The 26903-nt window shown below is 66.7% G+C and carries 24 protein-coding genes and 7 tRNA genes; 9 read left to right on the forward strand and 22 right to left on the reverse strand.

Annotated features, from left to right (window positions below):
* Nucleotides 1–54: 54 nt before the first annotated feature.
* From BDI24065_RS28235 to alr, 3 genes are all read right to left on the reverse strand, one after another.
* Nucleotides 55–321, reverse strand: a complete 267-nt coding sequence (locus BDI24065_RS28235) for a DUF2866 domain-containing protein (protein WP_039342663.1) — start codon at nucleotides 319–321, stop codon at nucleotides 55–57.
* Nucleotides 322–467: 146 nt separating this feature from the next.
* On the reverse strand, nucleotides 468–1844 hold the full coding sequence (gene radA, locus BDI24065_RS28240; RefSeq protein ID WP_059233837.1) for a DNA repair protein RadA: 1377 nt from the start codon (nucleotides 1842–1844) through the stop codon (nucleotides 468–470).
* 11 nt (nucleotides 1845–1855) lie between these two features.
* Nucleotides 1856–2926: an alanine racemase gene (gene alr, locus BDI24065_RS28245; protein ID WP_175034034.1), complete on the reverse strand. Its 1071-nt coding sequence runs from the start codon at nucleotides 2924–2926 to the stop codon at nucleotides 1856–1858.
* Between the two features lie 218 nt (nucleotides 2927–3144).
* Between alr and lplT the strand changes: the two genes are divergently transcribed.
* Complete coding sequence (gene lplT / locus BDI24065_RS28250) at nucleotides 3145–4452, forward strand: lysophospholipid transporter LplT (protein ID WP_089425701.1); 1308 nt, start codon at nucleotides 3145–3147, stop codon at nucleotides 4450–4452.
* Between the two features lie 58 nt (nucleotides 4453–4510).
* Nucleotides 4511–5320, forward strand: a complete 810-nt coding sequence (gene thiD, locus BDI24065_RS28255) for a bifunctional hydroxymethylpyrimidine kinase/phosphomethylpyrimidine kinase (protein ID WP_175034035.1) — start codon at nucleotides 4511–4513, stop codon at nucleotides 5318–5320.
* An 18-nt stretch (nucleotides 5321–5338) separates the two neighbouring features.
* On the opposite strand, the gene BDI24065_RS28260 is transcribed toward thiD, so the two are convergent.
* From BDI24065_RS28260 to tsaB, 4 genes are read right to left on the reverse strand one after another with little or no spacing between them, the layout of a single operon-like run.
* A complete protein-coding gene (locus BDI24065_RS28260) occupies nucleotides 5339–6304 on the reverse strand; it encodes a DUF1853 family protein (protein ID WP_175034036.1) in 966 nt (321 codons plus the stop codon).
* Nucleotides 6301–7314 carry a uracil-DNA glycosylase gene (locus BDI24065_RS28265; RefSeq protein WP_175034037.1) on the reverse strand — a complete coding sequence of 338 codons (1014 nt, stop codon included), beginning with the start codon at nucleotides 7312–7314 and terminating at the stop codon, nucleotides 6301–6303. The genes BDI24065_RS28260 and BDI24065_RS28265 overlap by 4 nt, the downstream gene beginning before the upstream one ends.
* Nucleotides 7301–7801 carry a ribosomal protein S18-alanine N-acetyltransferase gene (rimI, locus tag BDI24065_RS28270; protein ID WP_175034038.1) on the reverse strand — a complete coding sequence of 167 codons (501 nt, stop codon included), beginning with the start codon at nucleotides 7799–7801 and terminating at the stop codon, nucleotides 7301–7303. The genes BDI24065_RS28265 and rimI overlap by 14 nt, the downstream gene beginning before the upstream one ends.
* Nucleotides 7798–8565: a tRNA (adenosine(37)-N6)-threonylcarbamoyltransferase complex dimerization subunit type 1 TsaB gene (gene tsaB, locus BDI24065_RS28275; RefSeq protein WP_175034039.1), complete on the reverse strand. Its 768-nt coding sequence runs from the start codon at nucleotides 8563–8565 to the stop codon at nucleotides 7798–7800. The genes rimI and tsaB overlap by 4 nt, the downstream gene beginning before the upstream one ends.
* Before the next feature lie 148 nt (nucleotides 8566–8713).
* On the opposite strand from tsaB, the gene BDI24065_RS28280 reads away from it, so the two are divergent.
* From BDI24065_RS28280 to aceA, 3 genes are all read left to right on the forward strand, one after another.
* Nucleotides 8714–8983 carry an acyl-CoA-binding protein gene (locus BDI24065_RS28280; protein ID WP_011352486.1) on the forward strand — a complete coding sequence of 90 codons (270 nt, stop codon included), beginning with the start codon at nucleotides 8714–8716 and terminating at the stop codon, nucleotides 8981–8983.
* A gap of 363 nt (nucleotides 8984–9346) precedes the next feature.
* Nucleotides 9347–10897 (forward strand): DEAD/DEAH box helicase, encoded by a 1551-nt coding sequence (locus BDI24065_RS28285; protein WP_175034040.1) that lies wholly within the window; start codon nucleotides 9347–9349, stop codon nucleotides 10895–10897.
* Nucleotides 10898–11308: 411 nt separating this feature from the next.
* Nucleotides 11309–12616 (forward strand): isocitrate lyase, encoded by a 1308-nt coding sequence (gene aceA, locus BDI24065_RS28290; protein WP_175034041.1) that lies wholly within the window; start codon nucleotides 11309–11311, stop codon nucleotides 12614–12616.
* 196 nt (nucleotides 12617–12812) lie between these two features.
* Here the strand turns inward: aceA and BDI24065_RS28295 are convergent, their stop codons facing one another.
* Together BDI24065_RS28295 and BDI24065_RS28300 are read right to left on the reverse strand one after the other, a co-directional pair.
* Nucleotides 12813–13247, reverse strand: coding sequence for a universal stress protein (locus tag BDI24065_RS28295; protein ID WP_031399397.1), 435 nt, complete (start codon nucleotides 13245–13247; stop codon nucleotides 12813–12815).
* Nucleotides 13248–13406: 159 nt separating this feature from the next.
* Nucleotides 13407–14312, reverse strand: a complete 906-nt coding sequence (locus BDI24065_RS28300; RefSeq protein ID WP_175014308.1) for a LysR family transcriptional regulator — start codon at nucleotides 14310–14312, stop codon at nucleotides 13407–13409.
* 154 nt (nucleotides 14313–14466) lie between these two features.
* Between BDI24065_RS28300 and BDI24065_RS28305 the strand changes: the two genes are divergently transcribed.
* Nucleotides 14467–15228, forward strand: coding sequence for a haloacid dehalogenase type II (locus tag BDI24065_RS28305; RefSeq protein WP_039342629.1), 762 nt, complete (start codon nucleotides 14467–14469; stop codon nucleotides 15226–15228).
* Between the two features lie 67 nt (nucleotides 15229–15295).
* Nucleotides 15296–16888, forward strand: coding sequence for a malate synthase A (gene aceB / locus BDI24065_RS28310; protein ID WP_175034042.1), 1593 nt, complete (start codon nucleotides 15296–15298; stop codon nucleotides 16886–16888).
* 135 nt (nucleotides 16889–17023) lie between these two features.
* On the opposite strand, the gene BDI24065_RS28315 is transcribed toward aceB, so the two are convergent.
* Nucleotides 17024–17437, reverse strand: coding sequence for a gamma-glutamylcyclotransferase family protein (locus tag BDI24065_RS28315; protein ID WP_175034043.1), 414 nt, complete (start codon nucleotides 17435–17437; stop codon nucleotides 17024–17026).
* A 257-nt stretch (nucleotides 17438–17694) separates the two neighbouring features.
* On the opposite strand from BDI24065_RS28315, the gene BDI24065_RS28320 reads away from it, so the two are divergent.
* Nucleotides 17695–18570, forward strand: coding sequence for an AraC family transcriptional regulator (locus BDI24065_RS28320; RefSeq protein WP_175034044.1), 876 nt, complete (start codon nucleotides 17695–17697; stop codon nucleotides 18568–18570).
* A 26-nt stretch (nucleotides 18571–18596) separates the two neighbouring features.
* Here BDI24065_RS28320 and BDI24065_RS28325 read toward each other — a convergent pair whose 3' ends face one another.
* From BDI24065_RS28325 to gltX, 9 genes are all read right to left on the reverse strand, one after another.
* Nucleotides 18597–19061: a GNAT family N-acetyltransferase gene (locus tag BDI24065_RS28325; RefSeq protein WP_021159069.1), complete on the reverse strand. Its 465-nt coding sequence runs from the start codon at nucleotides 19059–19061 to the stop codon at nucleotides 18597–18599.
* A gap of 355 nt (nucleotides 19062–19416) precedes the next feature.
* Nucleotides 19417–19493 (reverse strand) — tRNA-Asp (locus BDI24065_RS28330).
* A 73-nt stretch (nucleotides 19494–19566) separates the two neighbouring features.
* Nucleotides 19567–19642 (reverse strand) — tRNA-Glu (locus BDI24065_RS28335).
* A 66-nt stretch (nucleotides 19643–19708) separates the two neighbouring features.
* A tRNA-Asp gene (locus BDI24065_RS28340) sits at nucleotides 19709–19785 on the reverse strand.
* Nucleotides 19786–19863: 78 nt separating this feature from the next.
* A tRNA-Glu gene (locus BDI24065_RS28345) sits at nucleotides 19864–19939 on the reverse strand.
* 63 nt (nucleotides 19940–20002) lie between these two features.
* Nucleotides 20003–20079, reverse strand: a tRNA-Asp gene (locus BDI24065_RS28350).
* 79 nt (nucleotides 20080–20158) lie between these two features.
* Nucleotides 20159–20234, reverse strand: a tRNA-Glu gene (locus BDI24065_RS28355).
* Between the two features lie 138 nt (nucleotides 20235–20372).
* A tRNA-Ala gene (locus tag BDI24065_RS28360) sits at nucleotides 20373–20448 on the reverse strand.
* 128 nt (nucleotides 20449–20576) lie between these two features.
* Nucleotides 20577–21986, reverse strand: a complete 1410-nt coding sequence (gene gltX / locus BDI24065_RS28365; RefSeq protein ID WP_175034045.1) for a glutamate--tRNA ligase — start codon at nucleotides 21984–21986, stop codon at nucleotides 20577–20579.
* A gap of 280 nt (nucleotides 21987–22266) precedes the next feature.
* Here gltX and BDI24065_RS28370 point away from each other — a divergent pair, with 280 nt between their 5' ends.
* Entirely contained in the window at nucleotides 22267–23193 is a 927-nt protein-coding gene (locus BDI24065_RS28370; protein ID WP_174954682.1) for a patatin-like phospholipase family protein, read from the forward strand.
* Nucleotides 23194–23347: 154 nt separating this feature from the next.
* On the opposite strand, the gene BDI24065_RS28375 is transcribed toward BDI24065_RS28370, so the two are convergent.
* The 3 genes from BDI24065_RS28375 to BDI24065_RS28385 all read right to left on the reverse strand — a co-directional run bounded on the left by BDI24065_RS28375 (nucleotide 23348) and on the right by BDI24065_RS28385 (nucleotide 26870).
* Nucleotides 23348–24025, reverse strand: a complete 678-nt coding sequence (locus BDI24065_RS28375) for a C40 family peptidase (protein ID WP_175015991.1) — start codon at nucleotides 24023–24025, stop codon at nucleotides 23348–23350.
* Nucleotides 24026–24153: 128 nt separating this feature from the next.
* On the reverse strand, nucleotides 24154–25776 hold the full coding sequence (locus BDI24065_RS28380) for an ABC transporter ATP-binding protein (protein WP_175034046.1): 1623 nt from the start codon (nucleotides 25774–25776) through the stop codon (nucleotides 24154–24156).
* Nucleotides 25773–26870 (reverse strand): ABC transporter permease, encoded by a 1098-nt coding sequence (locus BDI24065_RS28385; protein ID WP_175034047.1) that lies wholly within the window; start codon nucleotides 26868–26870, stop codon nucleotides 25773–25775. The genes BDI24065_RS28380 and BDI24065_RS28385 overlap by 4 nt, the downstream gene beginning before the upstream one ends.
* Between the last annotated feature and the right edge of the window lie 33 nt (nucleotides 26871–26903).

A 26903-nucleotide genomic window follows, 5' to 3' on the forward strand; every position in this document is an offset into this window, starting at 1 on the left:
GAGCCCGGCCTGTTCATTCATTACCGCAGTCGCACAATTCGCGAAGCTGCCGGCTCAGCGTCGCGGCAACGTGTCGCGCGGCATCTGCTCGTCGTCGCCCATCAGGTGCCGGCGCCCTTCGGTCGGTCGCCTGATCGCCGCGGCGACTTCCGCTTCCGTCACGTCCTCGGACACGACCTTGCGCGCCAGGCGCCCTTCGTCGTCGATCCATTCAACGATCCGGCACCCGCCGCCCCAGGGTTGGCGAATCGGCTCCGACACGCGGCAGCCACGCAGGTTGTAAAGGCGTCCGCTCGGCGCTTCCCCGTACGATTTCAACATAGGATCCCTTCGCATTGCGCGGTTCGACAATCCGGCAAAGGATAGGGAAAAGCGATGTCCGGCGGGTTACAGAACCCTACATCTTCTTTACAACGGATTACGCGACAGATCGCCCGCCCGCATGGCCCGGGCGCCGGCCGGGCCGGTCACTCGAGATCGCGCACGCGGTCGATCGCCTGTTCGAGCCGATCGACGGCCATCACGTTCAGCCCTTCGATCGGCTGCTTCGGCGCATTCGCCTTCGGAATCAGCGCGGACGTGAAACCGAGCTTCGCGGCTTCGCGCAACCGCTCCTGCCCGCGCGGCGACGGCCGGATCTCGCCCGCCAGCCCCACTTCGCCGAACACGATCAGCCCTTTCGGCAGCGCCTTGTTGCGCATCGACGAATGGATCGCGAGCAGCACCGCGAGGTCCGCGGCCGGCTCGGTGATCTTCACGCCGCCCACGGCATTGAGGAACACGTCCTGGTCGAAGCACGCGATGCCCGCATGCCGGTGCAGCACCGCGAGCAGCATCGCGAGCCGGTTCTGTTCGAGACCGACCGCGAGCCGGCGCGGGTTCGGCACGTGCGCCGTATCGACGAGTGCCTGGACTTCGACGAGCAGCGGGCGCGTGCCTTCCTGCGTGACGAGCACGCACGAGCCGGGCACGACCTGCTCGTGCTGCGACAGGAACAGCGCGGACGGATTCGCGACGCCGCGCAGCCCGCGCTCGGTCATCGCGAACACGCCGAGTTCGTTGACCGCACCGAAGCGGTTCTTGAACGCGCGCACGAGCCGGAACGACGAATGCGTGTCGCCTTCGAAGTACAGCACGGTGTCGACGATGTGCTCGAGCACGCGCGGGCCGGCCAGGTTGCCCTCCTTCGTCACGTGCCCGACCATGATGATCGCGGTGCCCGACTGCTTCGCGATGCGCGTGAGCTGCGCCGCGCACTCGCGCACCTGCGCGACCGAGCCCGGCGCCGACGTGAGCGCTTCCGAATAGACGGTCTGGATCGAGTCGATGACGGCCACGTCCGGCCGCTCCGCGTCGATCGCGGCCTGGATCTTCTCGAGCTGGATCTCGGCGAGCAGCTTCAGTTCATCCGCCGGCGCACCGCCGTCGAGCAGCGCAAGCCGTTGCGCGCGCAACGCGATCTGCGCGGCCGATTCCTCGCCGCTGATATAGAGCGCGCGCCGCTCGCTCGCGATGTCGGCGAGCGACTGCAGCAACAGCGTCGACTTGCCGATGCCCGGGTCGCCGCCGATCAGCACGACGCCGCCCGGCACGAGCCCGCCGCCGAGCACGCGGTCGAATTCACCGATGCCGGTCGAGAAGCGCGGCACGTCGGCCGCTTCGATGTCGACGAGACGCTGGACGGGCGCCCGCTTCGCGAGCGACTGGAAACGATGGGCAGCCGGCGCCTCGGCGACCGATTCGACCAGCGTGTTCCAGGCCTGGCACGACGGGCATTGGCCCTGCCACTTCGGGGTCTGTCCGCCGCACTCGCTGCAGACGTATACGGTTTTCTGTTTGGCCACGCGCGACGCCCTTATTCCGCGCGCACGGGCACGCGGCCGGCGACCGCGCACATCAGCTCGTAGCCGATCGTGCCGCAATGGCGGGCGACGTCGTCGATCGGCAGCGCGTTGCCCCACAGCTCGACGCGCGCGCCGACACCGGCCTGCGGGCACGGGGTCAGGTCGACGGTGATCATGTCCATCGATACGCGACCGACGATCCGCGTGCGGATGCCGTCGACGATCACGGGCGTGCCTTCGGGCGCGACCCGCGGATAGCCGTCCGCGTAACCGCACGCGACCACGCCGATCCGCATCGGCGCCTGTGCCGAGAAGGTCGAACCATAGCCGATCGCCTGCCCTTTCGCGATCGTCTGCACCGCGATCAGCTCGGACGCGAGCGTCATCGCAGGCTTCAGCCCCGTGTCGGCGATGTCGGACGACAGCCCGGACGGCGACGCGCCGTACAGCACGATCCCAGGGCGCACCCAGTCGAAGTGGGTATCCGGATGCCACAGCACGGCCGCCGAGTTCGCGAGGCTGCGCGCGCCGGCGATGCTTGCCGCGCCGCGCTCGAACGTCGCGAGCTGCTCGGCAACGCCGCGCTCGTTGTCCGCATCCGAAAAATGGGTCATCAACGTGATCTGGCCGATGCCGGGGCACGCGCGGGCACGCTCCCAGGCGGCGCGGTATTTTTCCGGCAGGTAGCCGAGCCGGTTCATCCCGCTGTTCATCTTGAGCTGCACGTTGACCGGCTTCGACAGCCGCGCCGTTTCCAGCATCCGCATCTGCTCGTCGTTGTGGACGGTGGTCGTCAGGCTGTAGCGGTCGATCACGTCGATGTCGGTCGAGCGGAAGAACCCTTCGAGCAGCAGGATCGGGCCGGCCCAGCCGAGCTCGCGCAGCTTGACGGCCTCGTCGAGGTCGAGCAGGCCGAAGCCGTCGGTACCGCGCAGGCCCGGAAACGCGCGGGCGAGACCGTGACCGTACGCGTTGGCCTTGACGACCGCCCAGACCTTGGACGGGCCGGCAAAGCGGCGGACGACGGAGAGATTGTTCGCGAGAGCGGCGGTATGGATGGTGGCGGAGATCGGGCGCGGCATGGGAAATTTACGTAAAGACGCTTGCGAATCATCAGCTTACCGCGCCTTTTGAGCACTGAAGCCGACAATTTGCGGAACGATCGGGGAATCTTGCTAGTCCGAATTGGCGTATTTTCATGTTATAAAGCCGTGCGCACAACCCATTTCGAACGGAATAAGCCGATCGCATACCAGGCGGCCTACGCGGCCCTGCCGCAGCGACGAAAGCATCGCATCAGATGAAAAAAGGTTTTTACACCATCATGGCCGCGCAGTTTTTCTCGTCGCTGGCCGACAATGCGCTCCTCATCGCCGCCATCGCCCTGCTGAAAGACCTCCACGCCCCCAACTGGATGACACCGCTGTTGAAGCTGTTCTTCGTGTTGTCCTACGTGGTGCTGGCGGCCTATGTCGGCGCTTTCGCGGATTCGCGCCCGAAGGGCCGCGTGATGTTCATCACCAACTCGATCAAGGTCGTCGGCTGCATGATCATGCTGTTCGGCGCCCACCCGTTGATCGCGTACGGGATCGTCGGGTTCGGCGCGGCGGCCTACTCGCCCGCGAAATACGGCATCCTCACCGAGCTGCTGCCGGCCGACCGGCTGGTCGCCGCGAACGGCTGGATCGAAGGCACGACCGTCAGCTCGATCATCCTCGGCACCGTGCTCGGCGGCGCGCTGATCAGCCCGCACATCGCGTCGCACGTGATCGCGCATACGCCCGCCTGGATCGGCACACCTGCCGAAGCGGCGATGGCGATCATCATGGCGATCTACGTGATCGCCGCGCTGTTCAACCTGCGCATCCCCGATACCGGCGCCCGCTACCCGAAGCAGGAACGCGGCCCGGTCAAGCTTCTCACCGATTTCGCCGACTGCTTCATGGTGCTGTGGCGCGACAAGCTCGGCCAGATCTCGCTGGCCGTCACGACGCTGTTCTGGGGCGCGGGCGCGACGCTGCAGTTCATCGTGCTGAAGTGGGCTGAAGTGTCGCTCGGCATGTCGCTGTCGGAAGGCGCGATCCTGCAGGCCGTGGTCGCGGTCGGCGTCGCGGCCGGCGCAATCGCCGCCGCCGCCCGGATTCCGTTGAAGAAGTCGCTGACCGTGCTGCCCGTCGGCATCATCATGGGCATCGCGGTGATGCTGATGGCGTTCTACACGCGCGACCTGTTCCCGTCGCACTGGGCCGTGCACATCGGCCACCTGCGCATGCCCGTGTACCTGATCATCGCGTACATCTTCCTGATGTGTGTCGGTGCGCTGTCCGGCTACTTCGTCGTTCCGATGAACGCGCTGCTGCAGCATCGCGGCCACGTGCTGCTGTCGGCCGGCCACTCGATCGCGGTGCAGAACTTCAACGAGAACCTGTCGGTGCTCGTGATGCTGTGCCTGTATGCGGTGCTCGTGTGGCTCGACGTGCCGGTCGGCGTCGTGATCGTGCTGTTCGGCACGTTCGTCTGCCTGACGATGTGGCTCGTGATGCGCCGCCACCAGGCGAACCAGCGTCAGTTCGACTCGGTCGCGCTGATCGGCGAATCGCGGCACTGACGCTACACTTCCCGTTTCCGTCCGCCGGCGCCGGTCTTCGAACCGGCGCGTTGCCCTCATGACGCACCCGATACCCAACATCCTGACGATCGCCGGCTCCGATTCGGGCGGCGGCGCAGGCATCCAGGCCGACCTGAAGACCTTTTCCGCGCTCGGCGCATACGGCGCGAGCGTGATCACCGCGCTGACCGCCCAGAACACGCGCGGGGTGACCGGCGTGCATGCGCCGGATGCGGCGTTCGTGACCGCGCAACTCGACGCGGTGTTCGGCGATATCCGCATCGATGCGGTCAAGATCGGGATGCTCGCGAATGCGGCGATCGTGCACGCGGTGGCCGACGCGCTGCGCCGTTACACGCCGCGCTTCGTCGTGCTCGACACGGTGATGATCTCGAAGAGCGCGCACGCGCTGCTTGCGCCCGATGCCGTCGACGCGCTGCGCGATACGCTGCTGCCGCTCGCGACGGTCGTGACGCCGAACCTGCCCGAAGCCGCCGCGCTGCTGAACGATGTGCCCGCAACCACGGAAGACGACATGGTCCGGCAAGGTCAGGCATTGTTACAGACGGGCGCGCGCGCCGTGCTGATGAAAGGCGGCCACCTGCCGGACGCGTCCGCGAGCCCCGACTGGCTCGTCGAAGCGACACGCACCGTGCGGCTCGATGGCGCACGCGTACCGGTCAGCAACACGCACGGCACCGGCTGCACGCTGTCGTCGGCGATCGCCGCGCTGCTGCCGCAGCAGCCCGACCTCGAAAGCGCGGTGCGCGAAGCCAAGACCTACCTGACCGGCGCGATCGCCGCGAGCGGCCACCTCGACGTCGGCCACGGCGTCGGCCCTGTCCATCACTTCCATCGCTGGTGGTGAGCGCCGGCTGACGCGGCGTCAGTGATCCTGCGCCGCGAACGCCTGCGCGCGTACCGGCCAGTCGTCCGGCACGACGAAGCCGCGCGCCCTTTCGCGCCACGTGCCGTCACTGCCCTTTTCATGAATGCCGATCAGCGCGGGGGCCTCGCGTGCCGTCAGCACGGACGGCAGTTCCAGCGCCGCCGCGAGCGGCTCGGGTTCGAATCCGCTATCGGCAGCCGCACGTCGCGGCGCGAGCCACGCCAGCCGCGGCAACACGCCCCATGCGACGCCGGCACGCTGCCGGGCCGCCCACGCCGGCCACTGCGCGTGCGTCAGCCAGAAGCCGTGCGGGTGATCCGGCGCGATTTCCGCGGACACCGGCGGCAACGGCGCACCGTGCGGATAGAACAACCAGCCCTTGATGAACATCTGCGCGTCGGACGGCGCGCCGTAGCCGAGTCGCGCAAACCCGTCGCGATCGCCGAGCCGCAGTTGGTGCTCGAGTAGCCGGCTGCGCTTGCGGTCGAACCGGTCGACGAGGTTGGGGCCGACGAAATCGGCGAGCGAGGCACCGGCTTGCACCGGCGCGCACAGATAGCACTTCACCGCGAGTTCCCAGTGCAGGCGCCGCCCGTCCGGCGCGTCGACGAGAAAATCGACTTCGCCGAGCGTCTTGCCATTGCTGCGCAGCGGCAGATTGGCCGCGACGAGCCGCAGCGACGGCCCGTGCGTCAGGAAATACTCAAGCAGGCATTCGGCGTAGCGGCCGAGCCGGGTGGGCCGGAACCCGTCGAGCGCGCGATGCAGCGGCTCGGGCTGCGCATCGAGCGCGGCGAGCCATGCTTCGACGGCCGACTGACCGGCGGCATCCAGCCACGGGCGCGCAAGCGGCGCGTCCGGTACCGCCGTGAGCAGGCTCGGGCTGGCCAGCAGCCAGCCCAGATCGCGAACCGCGACGTCGTGCAGCGTATCGACGAATGCGAACGCCGCGCCGGTCGTCATTGTCCGGCCGGCCCGTTCGCGTCGGTGCCCTCGGCGCGCTGGAACGTATCGCGCGCGAGGCACAGGTCGGCCCATGCCTTCGACTTGTCCTGCAGGCTGCGCAGCAGGTACGCCGGGTGATAGGTCACGATCACCGGCACGCCTTCGTATTCATGCACGCGGCCGCGCAGCGACGCAATGCTCGCGTCCGACTTCAGCAAGGTCTGCGCGGCGAAGCGGCCGAGCGCGACGATCAGCTTCGGCTTCACGAGCGCGACCTGGCGCTGCAGATAAGGCTCGCAACGCGCGACCTCGTCCGGCTCCGGATTGCGGTTGCCGGGCGGCCGGCACTTGATCACGTTCGCGATGTACACGTTGTCGCCGCGCTTGAGCGACAGCGACTGCAGCATGTTGTCGAGCAGCTTGCCCGCCTGGCCGACGAACGGCTCGCCCTGCTTGTCCTCGTTCTCGCCCGGTGCTTCGCCGATCAGCATCCAGTCCGCTTCGCGGTCGCCGACCCCGAACACGGTGTTGGTCCGCTTCTCGCACAGCCGGCAAAGCGTACAGTCCGACACGCGCGCAGCCAGCGCGTCCCAGTCGAGCGCGGCAACCGGCGTACCGACGGGACGCGATTCTGCAACCGGCGCGGGGTCGCCCGGCGGCGCCGCATCGAACCACGCGAAATCGTCTGCCGTGGCGGGCGGAGCGTCGTCCATCGGCGGCATCGTGTCGGCAGGCATGACCGGTACAGGCGCACGATCGCCATCGTCGACGCGGCGCACGGAGGCGGCCGGCGCGCGAGCCGGCGAAGCATCGACGCGTATCGCCACTGCCGGCGGCGCGTCGTCTTGCACCGGCGGTCGCGCGGTGCGCGCAGGTCGCTCGATCGCGACGGCCGGCGCGATGTCCGCTGCACCGGCTTGCGCCACGGCAGGCGCTTCGGCTGCCGCGCCATCGTCCGCGCTTTGCCCGCGCCGCACCCAGATCTGCGCGAGGCCCATTTCCTCGAGCGCCGCTTCAGCCCATGCCATGCGCGTCCCCTTCGTCCTTGTTCAGCGTCAGACGCATCACGATCGCGTCCTCCCGGCTGCGATGCTTCGCCGGGTAATAATTCTTGCGCCGGCCGATCGTCGAGAAGCCGAAACGCTCGTACAGATGAACCGCGCGCGGATTGGACGGCCGCACCTCGAGCAGCACGCCGTCGAGCCCTTCCGCGCGCGAAATGCGCACGGCCTCGCGCAGCAGCGCCAGGCCCGCGCCCGCGCGCTGCGCGGCCGGCGCGACGCACAGGTTCAGCAGGTGCATCTCGTCGACCACGGGCATCAGCACGCAATAGCCGATCAGCGAACCCGTCACGTGCCGCAGGCACACGCCCAGATAGCCGTTGCGCAACGAATCCTCGAAGTTGCCGCGGCTCCACGGGAATTCGTACGCGACGTGCTCGATCGCGACGACTTCGTCGAGATCGGCATCCGTCATCGGCGCCAGATAACGGTCGCTCAGCAGTACACCCGTCATCCCTTCGCTCCGCCCGTCTGCGCGGCCCGTGCCGCGACGCGCTCGGCGGTCGTCTGCGCGACCTTGTCGCGCACGTACTCCGGCGCAGCCTGATCGGCCGGCACCGCACGCCCGGCACGGAATGCGCGCAGGGCGGCATGGGCGACCGCCAGCGCGTGCGGCATCGCGTCGTGGTCGATCACGGCCGCGCGCGCCGCAGCCGGCAACTGCGCGCCGAACGCGGCCGCCGCATTGCCCGCGAGCGTGAACGGCACATCGGGCACGCCGACGGCGCCCGGCGCATCGAGCGAAGCCGGATGCAGCGTGCGCCAGTCGCCGGTGCTGTCGTCCCACGCGAAATCCGCCCAGTAGGCTTCGTCCATCCGCGCGTCCAGCGCGGCCAGCACGCGGGTCGTGCCGGGCGCGCGCAGCCGCGCATGCTCGGCGCACGCGAGCAGCGTACCGATCGGCACGACCGGCAGCCCGCCCCCGAACGCGAGACCCTGGGTAATGCCCGTCGCGGTGCGCAGGCCCGTGAACGAGCCGGGGCCCGCACCGAATGCGATCGCGTCGCAATCGGCGAGCGTCAGTCCCGATTCGGCGAAAAGCTCCTGGATCGCCGGCAGCACGCGCGTGCTCGACACGGCGCCCGTCAGCTCGTGGCGGACCCAGGTTTGCGGGGTGGAAACGGCGTCATCGGCGTGGGCCGAGCGCAGCAGCGCGACCGAGCAGTATTCGGTCGACGTATCGATGGCGAGGAGCACTGTTTGCGTCATGGGCGACATTGTAATGCGGCGCCCCGCTCCCACGGGCGATCGGGCCCGATCCGTGCATGCACGCTGCGCCCGGCGGCGGTTTGGAAGGATCGCTCGACCCCGCGCGGCGGTCCGCTTGTTAAGATCGCCCGACCTGAAACCCTTACGGAGACACCCGATGAGCGAACTCACCGCCCAATTCGACCAGGCCCAGATCGACGTCAAGCAACTGACGGAACGGCCGGGCAACCTGACCCTGCTGCGCCTGTACGCACTCTTCAAGCAGGCGACCGACGGCGACGCCCACGGCGACAAGCCGGGCTTCACCGACATCGTCGGCAAATACAAGTACGACGCCTGGGATGCGCTGAAGGGCACGTCGCAGGATGCGGCAAAGCAGCAGTACATCGAGCTCGTCGAATCGCTGAAAAACGGCACGGCTTCCTGACCGAATCGCCTCCTGTCGCAATAGGCAATCAAATCAGTGGCGCAGCGCAGCAAATCTCTTTATAATGCGGGCTGCGTCACCCCCCGCGCTCGGCTCGCAAGCCGTTCCGGCCTGACGCCTCGTAGCGTTAAGCTCCAATCCGGTTTAGAACCTGTCCCCTCCTGCTTCGACCTTCGCGGTCGTCACTTATCAGGCTGGCGGCCCCGCTCCTGAAGCGCGCCGCACCCAAAACAGCTTCTAATGCCTCATCCGCCGACGGTTCGGCGGATTGCACCCCCGTTTCCCGATTTGCTCGCTGAATCCGACGACTTGGGTATGCGCGATTGGCGCCGACGTTTCACCCACTGTGTTTCAAGGATTGTTATGACTTCGAGCATCAACTCCAGCCCGCTCAACGCGATCGCCGACCAGGCGCTCGGTCTCGACGACGCCGCCGTACCGGCCGCGGTCGAACCGGCGTCGGACGAGCCGAACTTCGCGTCGCTCGGGTTGTCGCCGGAGATCGTCTCCGCGCTGCAGGCCGCCGGCTATGTGAAGCCGACGCCGGTCCAGCAGCGCGCGATTCCGGCCGGCATCGCCGGCCGTGACCTGCTGGTCTCGAGCCCGACCGGTTCGGGCAAGACCGCTGCATTCATGCTGCCCGCGATCGAACGTTTCGCGCAGCTCCAGAAGGCGCAGGCGCAGCAACCGCGCGCGCCGCGCGAACCGAACCAGGGCGACCGCCGCGCGCGCCGCCCGCAACCCGTCGCGCGCCCGGGCCTGCTCGTGCTGACGCCGACCCGCGAACTCGCGATGCAGGTCACCACGGCCGCAACGACCTACGGCAAGCACCTGAAGCGCCTGCGCACGGTCAGCATCCTCGGCGGCGTCGCCTACGGCCAGCAGCTGATGCTGCTCGCGAAGAACCCGGAAATCCTGGTTGCCACGCCGGGCCGTCTGCTCGACCACCTCGAGCGTGGCCGCATCGACCTGTCCGAGTTGAAGATGCTCGTGCTGGACGAAGCCGACCGCATGCTCGACATGGGCTTCATCGACGACATCGAAACGATCGTCGCCGCCACCCCCGAGTCGCGCCAGACGATGCTGTTCTCGGCCACGCTCGACGGCAAGATCGGTTCGCTGACGAGCCGCCTGCTGAAGGATCCGGAGCGCATCGAGATCCAGCAACGCCTCGAATCGCGCACGAACATCGCGCAGACCGTGCACTACGTCGACGACCGCGACCACAAGGATCGCCTGCTCGATCACCTGCTGCGCGACGACGCGCTCGACCAGGCGATCATCTTCACGGCGACCAAGATCGACGCCGACCAGCTCGCCGGCCGTCTCGCCGACGCAGGCTTCGAATCGGCCGCGCTGCACGGCGACCTGCCGCAGGGCGCGCGTAACCGCACGATCCGTGCGCTGCGCGAGCGCCGCGTGCGCGTGCTGGTGGCAACCGACGTCGCGGCACGCGGCATCGACATCCCGGGCATCACGCACGTGTTCAACTACGACCTGCCGAAGTTCGCGGAAGACTACGTGCACCGTATCGGCCGTACCGGCCGTGCAGGCCGTTCGGGCACGGCAGTGAGCCTCGTGCACCACGCCGAGCAAGGCGCGCTCAAGCGCATCGAGCGCTTCGTGCGCTCGCCGCTGCCGGTCAACGTGATCGAAGGTTTCGAGCCGCGCAAGGCTCCCCCGCGTAACGGCGGCAACGGCGGCCGCGGCCGTCCGGGCGGCGGTAACGGCGGTCGCCGTTTCGGCGGCAAGCCGGGCGGTGGTTATGGCGGCAACGGTAACGGCAACGGCCGTAGCTACGGCGGCGGCAATGGCGGCGGCTGGAGCGGCAAGCCGGGCGGCAGCCGTGACGGCGGCCCGCGCCGCGACGGTCAGCGCAGCGGCGGCCCGCGTCGCAGCAACTCCGCGTCGTAAGCACGCACGGGCGGCCACCGGCCGCCCCACGGAGGGCAGACCCGCGGATAACCGCCCTGCCCATCCAGCCAACCGGCGCATCTGCGCCGGTTTTTTTTCGCTCCGCCCCACATTTCACGATGCGGAAAATTTTTTTGTGTCGTAAAAAATCATGCTGCGTGGCACAAGCCGGGCGATTGCAGGATGGGAAAAATCATTTCTCATCCCGAAATTACAATTTCAAGATATTGATTTAAAACAACTAAAAATTTACCCCACTCCTCACGAAGCCCCCTGTCCCGCTCCGGACGATTTGCCTAGACTCTTATACAAGACCTCACGAACCGGAACACACCGCTCCCGGCTTCGAGAACAGCGTCACCACCGTCAGATTCAACCCATCAGGCATCGCACCGCATCAAGGAGCTCATCATGTCGCGTCAGCAACAGGCACAGGAACTGCAACAGCAATGGGAATCCGATCCGCGCTGGAAGGGCATCAAGCGCAGCTACTCGGCTGAGGACGTGGTCCGCCTGCGTGGTTCGATCCCGATCGAGCACACGCTCGCCAAGCGCGGCGCGGAAAAGCTGTGGCGCCTCATCAACGACGAGCCGTTCGTCAATGCCCTCGGCGCACTGACCGGCAACCAGGCAATGCAGCAGGTGAAGGCCGGCCTGAAGGCGATCTACCTGTCCGGCTGGCAAGTGGCCGGCGACGCGAACGTCGCGGGCGAAATGTACCCGGACCAGTCGCTGTACCCGGCAAACTCGGTGCCGCTCGTCGTGAAGCGCATCAACAACACGCTGACGCGCGCCGACCAGATCCAGTGGTCGGAAGGCAAGAACCCGGGCGACGAAGGCTACGTCGATTTCTTCGCACCGATCGTCGCTGACGCGGAAGCCGGTTTCGGCGGCGTGCTGAACGCGTTCGAACTGATGAAGGCGATGATCGAAGCCGGCGCATCGGGCGTCCACTTCGAGGACCAGCTCGCATCCGTGAAGAAGTGCGGCCACATGGGCGGCAAGGTGCTGGTGCCGACGCGTGAAGCGGTCGCGAAGCTGTCGGCAGCGCGTCTCGCCGCGGACGTGATGGGCACGTCGACCGTGCTGGTCGCCCGCACCGACGCGGAAGCGGCCGACCTGATCACGTCCGACGTCGACGACAACGACAAGCCGTTCCTGACGGGCGAGCGCACGGTGGAAGGCTTCTTCCGCACGAAGCCGGGCATCGAGCAGGCGATCTCGCGCGGTCTCGCGTACGCGCCGTACGCCGACCTCGTCTGGTGCGAAACGGGCAAGCCGGATCTCGAGTACGCGAAGAAATTCGCGGAAGCGATCCACAAGCAGTTCCCGGGCAAGATGCTGTCGTACAACTGCTCGCCGTCGTTCAACTGGAAGAAGAACCTCGACGACGCGACGATCGCGAAATTCCAGAAGGAACTCGGCGCGATGGGCTACAAGTTCCAGTTCATCACGCTGGCCGGCTTCCACGCGCTGAACTACTCGATGTTCAACCTCGCGCACGGCTATGCCCGCACGCAGATGAGCGCATTCGTCGAACTGCAGCAGGCCGAGTTCGCGGCAGCGGACAAGGGCTTCACGGCCGTCAAGCACCAGCGCGAAGTCGGCACCGGCTACTTCGACGCCGTGACGCAGACGGTCGAGCGCGAAGCGTCGACCACCGCACTGCACGGCTCGACCGAAGACGAACAGTTCTTCGACGGCAAGAAGGTCGCGTAAGCAGAGCACGACGCGCGACGCGTCATGCCGATGCCCGCCCCGTCTCGCGACGGTGCGGCATCGGCCACCAAACAAAAATCAGGGAGGAGACGGCAGGCGCGCGATACAGATCGCGCGACCGGCCGCGCGGCCTGCGGGCCGCCAGCAACGACGCGCGCCGGCTCCGTCCGGCGCGCCCTTTTTCCAGGGCGCCGCCCTACCGATAGACGATCACCGGAATTTTCGTATGGGTCAGCACGCGCTGCGTCTCGCTGCCGATCAGCAAGCTGCCGAGCCCGCGGCGTCCGTGGGACGCCATGAAGATCACGTCGCAGCCGCCGCGTTCGGCCGCCTCGATGATGCCGAGATACGGCGACGGGTGCACGCTCGTCCAGGTGTCGCAGTCGACGCCGGCTGCCTTCGCGGCCGATTCGACCTCGTCGAGGTGGGCTCGCGCCTCGCGCTCGCTGCGCGCCCGGAAATCGGCGGGAGGCTCGATGATCACTTCGGAAAACGGCGAGTACGGATACTGCGGCAGGCACGCGTACGCCGTGACGCGCGCGCCGACCGCGCGAGCCAGGTCGATCGCGCCGTCGATCGCCTTCTGCGACAGTTCGGAACCGTCGGTTGGAACGAGGATGTGCCGGAACATCGCGCCCTCCTGCGTCAATCGCACTCCGCGCGCCGCGCTTCCGGGCGATCCGGCCGCGTCGCGTGGGGCATGCCTGTTTCGATTGTAGGACGTGAAAGCACGCGGCCGGGCGGCGCAGCGGGTTCGCCCTCATATCGGAAACGCGCGGCCGGCTGCCGCCTACTCGCCCCAGTAACCGGGCCGCTCGTACGTGTGCTTCAGGTAATCGAGAAACAGCCGCACGCGCAGCGGCAGATGCCGCCGTTGCGGAAACACCGCGTGGATGCCGATCGGCGGGGCGGCGAACGCGTCGAGCACGCTGACGAGCCGGCCGGCTGCGATGTCCTCGCCGACCTCCCACCACGAGCGCCACGCCAGGCCGTGGCCTTCGAGGCACCACTCGTGCAGCACCGCGCCGTCCGAGCATTCCATCGTGCCGTTCACGCGGATCGATACGACCTTGTCGTCCTCCTGGAACGCCCAGCCACGTTGCTGGTTCGCGTTTGCCGCGAGCGCGAGGCAGTTGTGCCGCGCCAGCTCCGCGAGCGTGGCCGGCGTGCCGCGCCGGGCGAGATACGCGGGCGACGCGACACACACGCGGCGATTCTCGCCGAGCTTCAGCGACACGAGCGACGAATCAGGCAGCTCGCCGAGCCGCACCGCGCAATCGAACCCCTCGTTGACGAGGTCGACCATCCGGTCGGACAGGTCGAGCGTGACCGAGACATCCGGATGCCCGACGCTGAATTCGGGCACGAGCGGCGCGACGTGCCGCCGGCCGAAGCCGGCCGGCGCGGAAATGCGCAGGTGGCCGCTCGCCTTGACGCCGCCGGCGGACACGCTCGCCTCCGCGTTCTGCATGTCGTTGATGACGCGCTGGCAGTCCTCGAGGAACGCCGAGCCCTCGAACGTCAGCGTGAGCTTGCGCGTCGTGCGCACCAGCAGCTTGACGCCGAGCCGCTCCTCGAGCGCGTCGAGGCGGCGGCCGATGATCGCCGGCGCGACGCCTTCCGCATGCGCGGCCGCCGACAGGCTGCCCTTCGCCGCGACCGCGGCGAACGTTTCGATCTGCTTGAACCGGTCCATGACTCGCACGGGCGGCGCTGCCGCCCTTCAAATAGCTTAAACCGCTCAAGATTAGGTAGATGAAAGTAAAAGATCAAGTGATGTTTAGCGTCTTTTTTAGCACATACGATCACGAATAGAATTCACCTGACCTCTGAAACTGGAGCGCAAGGCTATGTCGGCCACAACGACACTCTCCTCTCCCGACGCAATTCTCTTCGACGCATTCGGCACGTTGTTCGACGTGCGCGCGGTCCTGGCCGCGGCGGAGCAGATGTTCCCCGGTCACGGGGAACGGTTGTCGCAGCTGTGGCGACGCAAGCAAATCGAATACTCGCAACTGCGCACGCTCGCCGATCCGGCCGGCGCGCGCTATCGCCCGTTCCGGGACATCACGCTCGATGCGCTGCGGTTCGCCGCGCGCCGGCTCGGGCTCGCGCTGAACAGCGCGGCCGAGAAGCGGCTGATGGACGAATACGCGTGCCTGTCCACCTATCCCGATACGGTGCCCGCACTGCGCAAGCTGCGCGCGCTCGACCCGCGCCCGCCGCTCGGGATCCTGTCGAACGGCACGCCGCAGATGCTCGACATCGCGATCAAGAGCGCCGGCATGTCCGGGCTGTTCGATCGCGTGCTGTCGGCCGACACCGTGCGCGCGTACAAGCCGAGCCCGGCCGCCTACGCACTCGGCACCGACGCGTTCGGACCGAACCGGCGCGGCATCGTGTTCGTATCGTCGAACGCATGGGACGTCGCCGGCGCCGTCTGGTTCGGCTACACGACGTTCTGGCTCAACCGCACGGGCGCGCCCGCCGAGGAACTCGGCGCGCCGCCCGACGGCACAGGGACCGGCATGGCCGACCTGCTCGCATTCCTCGCCACCCCGGCTCCGTCCGGCAGACCCGCGAACCGCACGCGCCCCGGCCCGGGTGCATGACGTTCGCAGCGCTGCCGCCTTCCCCCTTCACCGAAACCGCAACTGACCGACCAAGGAGATGAGACTCATGAGCACCCCGATCACGCTGCCGCAAGGCATGGCGATCACCGGCGAAATCAAGCCGGGTTACGAAGCAATCCTGACGCCCGAAGCGCTCGCACTCGTCGCGGCGCTGCACCGCACGTTCGAACCGCGCCGCCAGGCGCTGCTGCAGGCGCGCGTCGAGCGCACGAAACGCCTCGACGCGGGCGAGCGCCCCGACTTCCTGGCCGAGACGAAGGCGATCCGCGAAGGCGACTGGAAGGTCGCGCCGCTGCCGGCCGACCTGCAATGCCGCCGCGTCGAAATCACGGGCCCCGTCGAGCGCAAGATGATCATCAACGCGCTGAACTCGGGCGCCGATTCGTACATGACGGACTTCGAGGATTCGAACGCGCCGAGCTGGACGAATCAGATCGACGGCCAGATCAACCTGAAGGACGCGGTGCGCCGCACGATCTCGCTCGAGCAGAACGGCAAGTCGTACCAGTTGAACGACAAGGTCGCGACGCTGATCGTGCGTCCGCGCGGCTGGCACCTCGACGAGAAGCACGTGACGGTCGACGGCCAGCGCGTGTCCGGCGGCATCTTCGATTTCGCGCTGTTCCTGTTCCATAACGCGAAGGAACTGCTCGCGCGCGGCTCGGGCCCGTACTTCTACCTGCCGAAGATGGAAAGCCATCTCGAAGCGCGCCTGTGGAACGACATCTTCGTCGCCGCGCAGGAAGGCGTCGGCGTGCCGCGCGGCACGATCCGCGCGACGGTGCTGATCGAGACGATCCTCGCCGCATTCGAGATGGACGAGATCCTGTACGAGCTGCGCGAACACAGCTCGGGCCTGAACGCCGGCCGCTGGGACTACATCTTCTCGGCCATCAAGAAGTTCAAGAACGACCGCGATTTCTGCCTCGCCGAGCGTTCGAAGATCACGATGACGGTGCCGTTCATGCGCGCGTATGCGCTGCTGCTGCTGAAGACCTGCCACAAGCGCAACGCGCCGGCGATCGGCGGGATGAGCGCGCTGATTCCGATCAAGAACGATCCGGAAGCGAACGACAAGGCGATGGGCGGCGTGCGCTCGGACAAGCAGCGCGACGCGACCGACGGCTACGACGGCGGCTGGGTGGCGCACCCGGGCCTCGTGCCGATCGCGATGGAAGAGTTCGTCAAGGTGCTCGGCGACCAGCCGAACCAGATCGCGAAGCAGCGCGACGACGTGCAGGTCGAAGGCAAGAACCTGCTCGACTTCCAGCCCGAAGCGCCGATCACCGAAGCCGGCCTGCGCAACAACATCAACGTCGGTATCCACTACCTCGGCGCATGGCTCGACGGCAACGGCTGCGTGCCGATCCACAACCTGATGGAAGATGCGGCCACGGCCGAGATCTCCCGTTCGCAGGTGTGGCAATGGATCCGCTCGCCGAAGGGCGTGCTCGACGACGGCCGCAAGGTCACGGCCGAACTCGTGCGCGAATTCACGAAGGCCGAGCTGGACAACGTGAAGCGGTCGGTCGGCGGCAACACGCAGCCGTACGAGCGTGCCGCGGCGATCTTCGAGCAGATGTCGACGTCGGAAGGCTTCACCGAGTTCCTGACGCTGCCGCTGTACGAGGAAATCTGACGAAGCTGCCCGCCTCGACCGGGGCCGGCCGTGCGTCGGCGCCGGTCGCGGGCGATGACGGCATCAAAAAAAGCGCCCCTCGGGGCGCTTTTTCTTTTGCGGCAGGATCCGCTATCGCGGCTGCCGCGCGACCGGTCAGACGGCTTCCCGCTCGCGCCGGTGCTGAACCCAGTCGCCCGACGCAATGCGCGGACGGCCGGCTATCGCGTGGGAAGCCACCGGATAGTACAGGCACGCGTACTGCCGGCCACCGAGCTCGACGGTCACGTCTTCCGGCTTGAACAGCGAGTCGACGCCCGGATAGACACGCTCGATCTCGTCGAGCACCGGAACGAGCAGGTCGTCGACCTCGTAGACGTCGCCCCAGACCAGCGACTTGCCGGCCGCCCCGGCGATCATCCCCGGGTACGTACCGAAATCGTACAGTTCGCCCGGCAGCGCGGCGGCGCCGAGCAGCGTCGGGGCGGCAATCCCGTGCCTGGCCGCCGCATGGCCGATGTCGTTGGCCTCCCCGTTTCTCAAGGTGCCGTAGACGAATACGTAACGCATCGTGGTTCTCCTCTTTGATTCGTATGTTGCCGTGTTCGCGCGCGATTCGTGGCGAAATCGCCCGCGCATCGATAGACCACGATACCGGCCCGATGGTTCGAACCCGCGAGCGCGCCCGGCCCCGGGGCAGTCCCGAAATCGCCGGGCCCCACACAAAGTTCATTTGAACGCGGCATGATCGCCCGACAAACCGCCGCATGCGCTTTCGCGGCGCCTTCTACAATAACGGCATCGCCGCCGCGCTGCCCGAATCCTCCATGAATCCGCCGTTCCAAGCCGACGTGACGAATCCGTACGTCATCGACATCCCGCCCGAATTCGCACCGACCGCCGTCCATCCGATGCGCGTGCGCGCACGGCAGGTCAATACCGGGTATCGCATCCCGCTGCATACGCATGCGTGGGCGCAGCTCGCGTACGCATCGCGCGGCGTGCTGCGCGTCGCGACGACCGGCACGACATGGATGGTGCCGCCGTCCCGCGCGATCTGGGTGCCGCCGCGCGTGACGCACGAGGTCGTGATCGTCGAAGAGGCGTATCTGCGCACGCTGTATATCGACGAGTCGATCGTGCCGGACGGGCTCGACGCGTGCCGCGTCGTCGAAGTGACGGGGCTCCTGCGCGAGCTGATCGTCGCACTCGACGCGCGCGACCTGAGTACCCCGCGCGAGCGCCTGCTGTGCGGGCTGGTGCTCGACGAGCTGAGCCACGCCGAACCGCTGCCGCTCGCGGTACCGATGCCCGACGAAAAACGGCTGCGCATGCTGTGCGAAGCAGTCCTCGCGCACCCGGCACACGCGGAGTCGCTCGAACATTGGGCCAGCGAGGTCGGCGCGAGCACGCGCACCATTTCGCGGCTCTTCAAGCAGGAACTGGGCGTGAGCTTTTCGCAGTGGCGTCAGCAGGCGCTGCTGGCACGGGCGATTCCGCTGCTGAACCAGGGGCGCCCGCTGTCGCATATCGCGCGCGAACTCGGCTACCAGAGCCAGAGCGCCTTTTCGGCGATGTTCCGGCGCGCATTCGGCGAAAGCCCGCGCGCATTCATGCTGCGCGGCTACGAGCACCGCGGCCCGGAAGGCAGCCTCGCAGACGACGAAACGCCGGACGACGACGCGATCGACGCCGTCCGCTGAACGCCTCGCTTCAGGTCGTCAGGACTTCAGACCGGCCGCACCATGTGGCGGATCGAGCCAAGTTGCGCGAGCCGCGACCCGGCGACCCGATAGCCCATGCGCAGGTAGAGACGCGCGGCAGGATTGTCGACGAACACGCGCAGTTGCAGTTCGTGCAGCCCGCGTGCACGCGCCCAGCGGTGCGACATGTCGAGCATGTAGGTGCCGGCGCCCTGCCCGCGATGGCCGGCCGCGATCTGTACGTCGCGGATGTGCAGCGAGTCGCCCTCCTCGGTCACGCGCAGCACGCCGATGCGCTCGCCGTCGGCCTCGAGAATGAAGTTCTCGGATTCGCGCCAGCTCGCGTAGAACAGGTCGCTGCGCCACACGAGCCCATGGCGCTTGTAGTAGCCGCCCATGTTGCCGTGCGTCAGCGCTTCGGCAAACGGAAAATCGCCAGCCTCCGCGGGCCGGAGCTGATACAGGAGTCGCAGGTCGGTCGGATCGAGCATCGCGCAGGGGTCAAGAACGCATCCCGCCACGATAGCGCAGTCGCGTGTGGATGCAATCGCGGATTTCTCGTAGCGGCTCGACACCGGATGACCGGAAGTTACGCGCCCGCCGGCAGGCGCAACCGGAAACGCAAATGAAAATGCCCGCACAAGGCGGGCTTCTTCATTTTCTGGCGGAGCGGACGGGACTCTCCTACATCCCGCAGGCCGCGGTTGCGCGTGCACGCGCAACCCTTCGAGTCCCGCCGGAAGCTGCGCAGGCAGCTTCCTCCACTCCGCAGTCACGCGCCCGCTAACGGGCGCAACCGGAAATGCAAATGAAAAAGCCCGCACGAGGCGGGCTTCTTCATTTTTTTGGCGGAGCGGACGGGACTCGAACCCGCGACCCCCGGCGTGACAGGCCGGTATTCTAACCGACTGAACTACCGCTCCAGTCTTGCTACTTGCCTGGCAGGCGTCGGTTACTTCCTGCCGGCGCATCGTTTGTTCGAACGACGCCGAAATCTGGCGTCCCCTAGGGGATTCGAACCCCTGTACTCACCGTGAAAGGGTGATGTCCTAGGCCTCTAGACGAAGGGGACAACGTACTGCTTACATCTTTAATGCAAAAGCCCGTTCAAAAAACGTTCTTTGAACGGGCTTCGTTCTGGCGGAGCGGACGGGGCTCGAACCCGCGACCCCCGGCGTGACAGGCCGGTATTCTAACCAACTGAACTACCGCTCCAGCTTTCTTACTCCCACCTGCAGGACATCGTCACGATCCTGCAGGTGTTGCGACACTTCTACGAAACGCCGCTGAATCTGGCGTCCCCTAGGGGATTCGAACCCCTGTACTCACCGTGAAAGGGTGATGTCCTAGGCCTCTAGACGAAGGGGACAACGTACTGCTTACATCTTTAATACAAAAGCCCGCTCAAAAACGTCTTGAACGGGCTTCGTTCTGGCGGAGCGGACGGGACTCGAACCCGCGACCCCCGGCGTGACAGGCCGGTATTCTAACCGACTGAACTACCGCTCCAGCTTTCTTACCCTCACCTGCAGGACGTCGGTTACGTTCCTGCAAGCGTTGCGACACTTCTACGAAACGCCGCTGAATCTGGCGTCCCCTAGGGGATTCGAACCCCTGTACTCACCGTGAAAGGGTGATGTCCTAGGCCTCTAGACGAAGGGGACAAAATCTTTTCAGATCTGTCTGACTTTCGCTATTCACTTTTCAATCAACAGCGAAGGCCGAAATTCTAACTGCTTTGAATCATTTTGTGAAGCATTTATTACTACCGCTGCTTCTCAAATCAACCCAGCTTGTTCTGATGGTGGAGGTAAGCGGGATCGAACCGCTGACCTCTTGCATGCCATGCAAGCGCTCTCCCAGCTGAGCTATACCCCCTTGCAGAACAGAAATGAGATTATATGGAGCTACTTTGAACTTGTAAATACCCTTTTTGCGATTCGAGCGAAATTTTTTGCGAAGCTGCCGCGATGTCACGCACGGACAGCTTCGCTCGCCCCCGAACCTCAGGCCAGCGCGGCCTCGATGCGCGACACCACGACATCGCGACCGAACAGCACGAGCACCGCGTCGATCGACGGCGTGTGCGTCGTACCGGCCACCAGCAGACGCACCGGCATCGCGAGTTGCGGCATCTTCAGCTTGTGCGTGCCGAGCGTCGCCTTCAGCGCGGCTGACACGGCTTCCTTCGTCCAGTCGGCGGCCTTCAGCGCAGCGGCGAGATCGGCCAGCGCCGGACGCACCGCGTCGGTCACGTGCTGCGCAAGCGCATCGGCTTCCGGTGCCGGTACACGGTAGAACATCGTGGCGCCTTCCGCGATCTCCTTGACCGTCGTCGCGCGATCCTTCATCAGCCCGACCACCGCTTCGAGCGCAGGACCCGTTGCGATCGCCGCGTCGTCGACGCCAAGTGCCGCGAGGAACGGCTTGGCCAGCGCGGCGAGACGCGCGTTGTCCGCTTCCTTGATGTAGTGCGCGTTCAGCCAGCTCAGCTTGCTGTGGTCGTACTGCGCGGGCGACTTGCCGAGATGCTCGAGATCGAACCATTCGACGAACTGCTCGCGCGAGAAGATCTCGGCGTCGCCGTGCGACCAGCCGAGGCGCGCGAGATAGTTGACGACGGCTTCAGGCAGGAAGCCCGCGTCGCGGTACGCCATCACGCTCATCGCGCCATGCCGCTTGCTCATCTTCTCGCCCTGCTCGTTCAGCACGGTCGGCAGGTGCGCGTAGACGGGCGACTCGCCGCCGAGCGCATTCAGGATGTTGATCTGGCGCGGCGTGTTGTTCACGTGGTCGTCGCCACGGATCACGTGCGTGATGCCCATGTCCATGTCGTCCACCACCACGCAGAAGTTGTAGATCGGCGTGCCGTCCGGGCGCGCGATCACGAGGTCGTCGAGTTCCTCGTTCGAGATCTCGACACGCCCCTTCACGGCGTCGTCCCACACGACCGTGCCCGTCAGCGGATTGCGGAAGCGCAGCACCGGCTTCACGCCAGCCGGCGGCTCCGGCAGCACCTTGCCGGGCTCCGGACGCCACGTGCCGTCGTAGCGCGGCTTCAGGCCCGCCTCGCGCTGGCGTTCGCGCAGCGCGTCGAGCTCCTCGGCCGACATGTAGCACGGGTACGCGAGGCCCTTCTCCAGCATCTGCGCGAGCACCTCGCGATAGCGGTCCATCCGCTGCATCTGGTAGATCGGGCCTTCGTCGAAATCCAGGCCGAGCCACTGCATCCCTTCGAGGATCGCGTCGACCGCTTCCTGCGACGAGCGCTCGACGTCGGTATCCTCGATGCGCAGCACGAACGTGCCCTTCATCTTGCGGGCGAACGCCCACGGATAGAGCGCGGAGCGGATGTTGCCGAGGTGGATGAAGCCGGTGGGACTCGGCGCGAAGCGGGTACGGACAGGACGGGTCATAAACGGTAACTCGAACGCCTGGGGCGCATGAATGATTCGACGCGGGATCGACGGCGGCAGCCCGGACAGCAACGGGGCCGGCGACACCCGGAACGGGAAAGAAGCCGGAATTATACTCGCGCCGGACTTCGCGCCAAGCGCGCCGCTTGCTTTATGATGTGCGCGCCGCGGCCGCCAGCCGGCGCGGCACCGGCCGCACGGAACCTGCCGCGCGGCCGCTCGGAACCTATCGCCGCCGCGGGCCGTGTAACCCGCCGCCAAGCCGCCGGAGAACCATTCGATGTCGTCCCCTCGCCTGTCGCGCCGCCACTTCACGATCGCCGCCGCGTCCGCCAGCCTCGCCGCCTGCACGTCGTTCGGCGACAAATCCCGCCCGGACAATGCGTCCGGCGCCACGCAGCCGCATGAAAAGCCCGTGAAGATCGGCATCGCGCTCGGCGGCGGCGCCGCGCGCGGCTTCTCGCACATCGGCGTGCTGAAGGCGCTCGAGGCGCGCGGCATCCCGGTCGAAATCGTCGCGGGCACGAGCGCAGGCTCGGTGGTCGGCGCACTCTATGCGTCGGGGATGAGCGCGCTGCAGATCAACAAGATCGCGCTCGACATGGACCAGGCGGCGATCAGCGACTGGGCGCTGCCGTTCCGCTCGCGCGGGCTGCTGCAAGGCGTGGCGCTGCAGAACTTCCTGAACAAGACGCTCAACAACCGGCCGATCGAGAAGATGGCGAAGCCGCTCGGCATCGTCGCGACCGATCTGCAGAACGGCCAGCCGATCCTGTTCCAGCAGGGCAACACGGGGCTCGCGGTGCGCGCATCGTGCAGCGTGCCGTCGGTGTTCGAACCGGTGAAGATCGGCAACCGCGAGTATGTGGACGGCGGCCTCGTGAGCCCGGTGCCCGCATCGTACGCGCGCAAGATGGGCGCGAGCTTCGTGATCGCGGTCGACATCTCGGCCCGGCCGGACGGCGCAGCAACCAACAACCCGATCGAGATGCTGCTGCAGACCTTCACGATCATGGGCCAGACGATCAAGACCTACGAACTCGACAAGTATGCGGACGTCGTGATCCGCCCGAACCTCAACGCGATGGGCGGCAGCGACTTCAACCAGCGCAACGCGGCGATTCTCGCGGGCGAGGAAGCCGTCGCGCGCATCATGCCGGAACTGCAGCGCAAGCTCGCGGCAGCGCGCGGCGTGGCTGCTGCGTAAGGGCGCGATACGCGGGCCGGCGCACACCGCCGTCGGCCCACAAACGGTGGAACGCCAGTCGAGTCACCACCGTTTGCACCGCCCCAAAACAAAAAACCCTGCCGCCTTTCGGTGACAGGGTTTTTTTCAATCCGGCCGGACTGGCCGTCGAACGTCAGTTGTTGCCGTTCGCCGAATCGTCGCCGATCGTCGCGCGCACGCGCTGGCGCAGATCGTCCGGCTTCATCGGGAATTCCGATTCGATCCGGCGCGCGCCGGTGAAACGCTTTTCCCAGTAGCCGCTGTCGAGATCGTCGACGCGGATGGTGCTGCCCGTCGACGGCGAGTGCACGAACTTGTTGTCGCCGATGTAGATGCCGACGTGCGAGAACGTGCGGCGCATCGTGTTGAAGAACACGAGGTCGCCCGGCTTGAGGTTGCTCATGCTCACCTTCTCGCCGACGCGGCTCATCTCTTCCGCACGGCGCGGCAGCGACATGCCGAGGGTGTCCTGGAACACGTAGCGCACGAAGCCGCTGCAATCGAGGCCCGAATCCGGCGAGTTGCCGCCCCAGCGATAGCGCACGCCGATCATGTTCAGCGCGCCGACCACCACGTCGCCCGCCTTGCCGGCCATGCCCGCGAGGAACGACTTCGCACCGCCGCTCGACGACGGCTGTGCGCTGGTCTGCTGGAGGGAGGAATTCGACGCGTTCTGCGTCGAATTCGTGACATTCTGGTTAAAACTGCTGACTTCGTCGGCGAACGCGCCGGGTGCTGCTGCGAACAGGGCGCCGATGAACAGCCCGGCGATGGTGCGCGCGCATGCCAGGGTCAGGGATCGATGCTGCATTGGTCGATGGAATTTGCTTAAAAATCAGCTGATTGGCGGAAAATTTCGGTCGATACTAGCCAGCGCGTAATCGTTTGTCAAAACAAATTAATAAATACAATCGAGATGGTCAGACCATTGGCGGCTTATCACGCTTTCCAGACCGCTTTCAACAGCTTTTGTGTGTAAGGATGTGACGGTCTCGTGAAGATGTCGGCCACCTCTCCCGACTCGACGACGGCCCCGTCCTGCATCACCGCGACGCGGTGCGCCATCGCCCCGATCACCTCCAGGTCATGGCTGATGAATACGTAGCCGAGGTTGTATTTCTGTTGCAAATTCGCGAGCAGTTTCAGCACCTGCTGCTGGATCGACACGTCGAGCGCGGACGTCGGCTCGTCGAGGATCAGGATGCGCGGCTCCAGCACCAGCGCCCGCGCGATCGCGATCCGCTGGCGCTGCCCACCCGAGAATTCGTGCGGATAACGGTGCAGCACCGTGCGGTCGAGACCGACTTCGCGCAGCACCGCGAGCGACTTCGCGCGGCGCGCATCGGGTGTCATGTCCGGACGATGCAGTTCGAGCCCCTCGCCGACGATCCGCTCGACCGTGTGACGCGGTGAAAGCGAACTGAACGGATCCTGAAAGACGACCTGCATGTTCGAGCGCAGCGCGGTCTGCTCGCGGCCGCGATAGGTCGACAGCGCGCGCCCCTGGAATTCGATCGTGCCGCCCGCCGTCTTCTGCAGGCCGAGCAGCGCCATCGCGAGCGTCGACTTCCCCGACCCCGATTCGCCGACGATGCCGAGCGTCTCGCCCTGCCGCACCGACACCGACACGTCCGCGACGGCCGTCACGGGCACCGAGCCGAACCAGCCCGCGATGCCCGGCCGCTTGCGCGCGAACTGCACGCTCACGTGATGCGCGTCGAGCACGACGGGCGCGATCGGCATCACCGGTGCGACCGCGCGTTGCGGCCGGCTGTTCAGCAGCCGCTGCGTGTACGGATGCTCGGGTTCCGCGAAGATCCGCTCGACGGGCCCGCTCTCGACGAGCCGGCCGCGCTCCATCACCGCGATGCGATCCGCGAAGTGCCGCACGAGATTCAGGTCGTGCGTGATCAGCAGGATCGCCATCCCGCGCTTTTCCGCCTCCTCGCGCTGCAATTCCAGCAGCAGATCGACGATCTGCGCGCGGATCGTCACGTCGAGCGCGGTGGTCGGCTCGTCGGCCAGCAGCAGGCGCGGCCGGCAGGCCAGCGCCATCGCGATCATCGCGCGCTGCCGCTGGCCGCCCGACAACTGGTGCGGATAGCTGTCGACGCGCTTCTCCGGCTCCGCGATGCCCGTGCGCGCGAGCAACGCAATCGCACGCTTGCGCGCCTCGACCGCCGATACGCCGTCGTGCAGCACGATCGTCTCGCCGATCTGCACGCCGATCGTATACAGCGGGTTGAGCGCGGTCATCGGCTCCTGGAAAATCATCGCGATGTCCGAGCCGCGCAGCCCGCGCATCTCGCGCTCGCTCTTCGCCATCAGGTCCTGCCCCGCGAAGCGGATCGTGCCGCTCACGTCGGCGTCGCGCAGCAGCCGCAGGATCGACAGTGCGGTCACGCTCTTGCCCGAACCCGACTCGCCGACCAGCGCGACACGCTCGCCGCGGCCGATCGCGAGCGTCACGTCGTCCACCGCGACCGTGTCGCCGAAGCGCACATGCAGATGCTCGAGCGCCAGCAGCGGCTCATGCTGCGTCGATACGACCGGTTCGCTCATCGCTGGCCTCCCGCCGCACGCGCCGAATCGGCGATCCGCGTGTCGAGCGCGTTGCGCAGTGCGTCGCCCATGAAGGTCAGCAGCAGCAGCGTCGCGACCAGCACGCCGAACGTCGACAGCGAAATCCACCACGCGTCGAGATTGCCCTTGCCCTGCGCAAGCAGCTCGCCGAGGCTCGGGGTTGGCGGCGGCACGCCGAGCCCGAGGAAGTCGAGGCTCGTGAGTGCGAGAATCGAGCCGCTCATCCGGAACGGCAGGAACGTGATCACCGGCGTGAGACTGTTCGGCAGCACATGGCGCCAGATGATCTGCCAGTTCGTGAGCCCCATCGCGCGCGCCGCGCGCACGTAGTCCTGCGTGCGGTTGCGCAGGAATTCCGCGCGCACGTAATCGGCGAGCCCGATCCAGCCGAACAGCGACAGCAGCACGATCAGCAGCAGGAAACTCGGCTCGAAGATCGACGCGAAGATGATCAGCAGGTACAGCTCGGGCAGCGAGCTCCAGATCTCGATCAGCCGCTGCCCGACGATGTCGATGCGCCCGCCGAAGAAGCCTTGCACGGCGCCCGCGGCGATCCCGAGCAGCGTGCCGATCACGGTCAGGATCAGCCCGAACTCGACCGACACGCGGAACCCGTACACGAGCCGCGCGAGCAGGTCGCGCCCCTGCGCGTCGGTACCGAGCCAGTTCGCGCGCGACGGCGGCGCGGGGTTCGGCACGTTCGAGAAGTAGTTCAGCGTGTCGTAGTAATAACGGTTCGGCGGGTAGACGACGAAGTTGCCGGGCGCCTCGAGCCGCTTGCGCACATACGGATCGAGATAATCGGCCGGCGTCGGGAAATCGCCGCCGAAGGTCGTCTCGGGATACGCGTGGAACAGCGGGAAATAGTACTGGCCGTCGTAACGCACGACGAGCGGCTTGTCGTTCGACCACAGCGGTGCGGCCAGGCTCGCGGCGAAGGCCACGAAAAAGATCACGAAGCTCCAGTAGCCGAGGCGCTGCTGCCTGAAGCGCTGCCATACGCGGCGCGCGGGAGACGGCGACACGCGGGCGCGCGCCGCGTCGATGCGGGAAGACACGACGGCCCGGTTCATCGCGCACCTCGCCCGGTGACGCCGGGCATGCAG

The organism is Burkholderia lata, from assembly GCF_902499025.1.
GTDB lineage: Bacteria > Pseudomonadota > Gammaproteobacteria > Burkholderiales > Burkholderiaceae > Burkholderia > Burkholderia lata_C.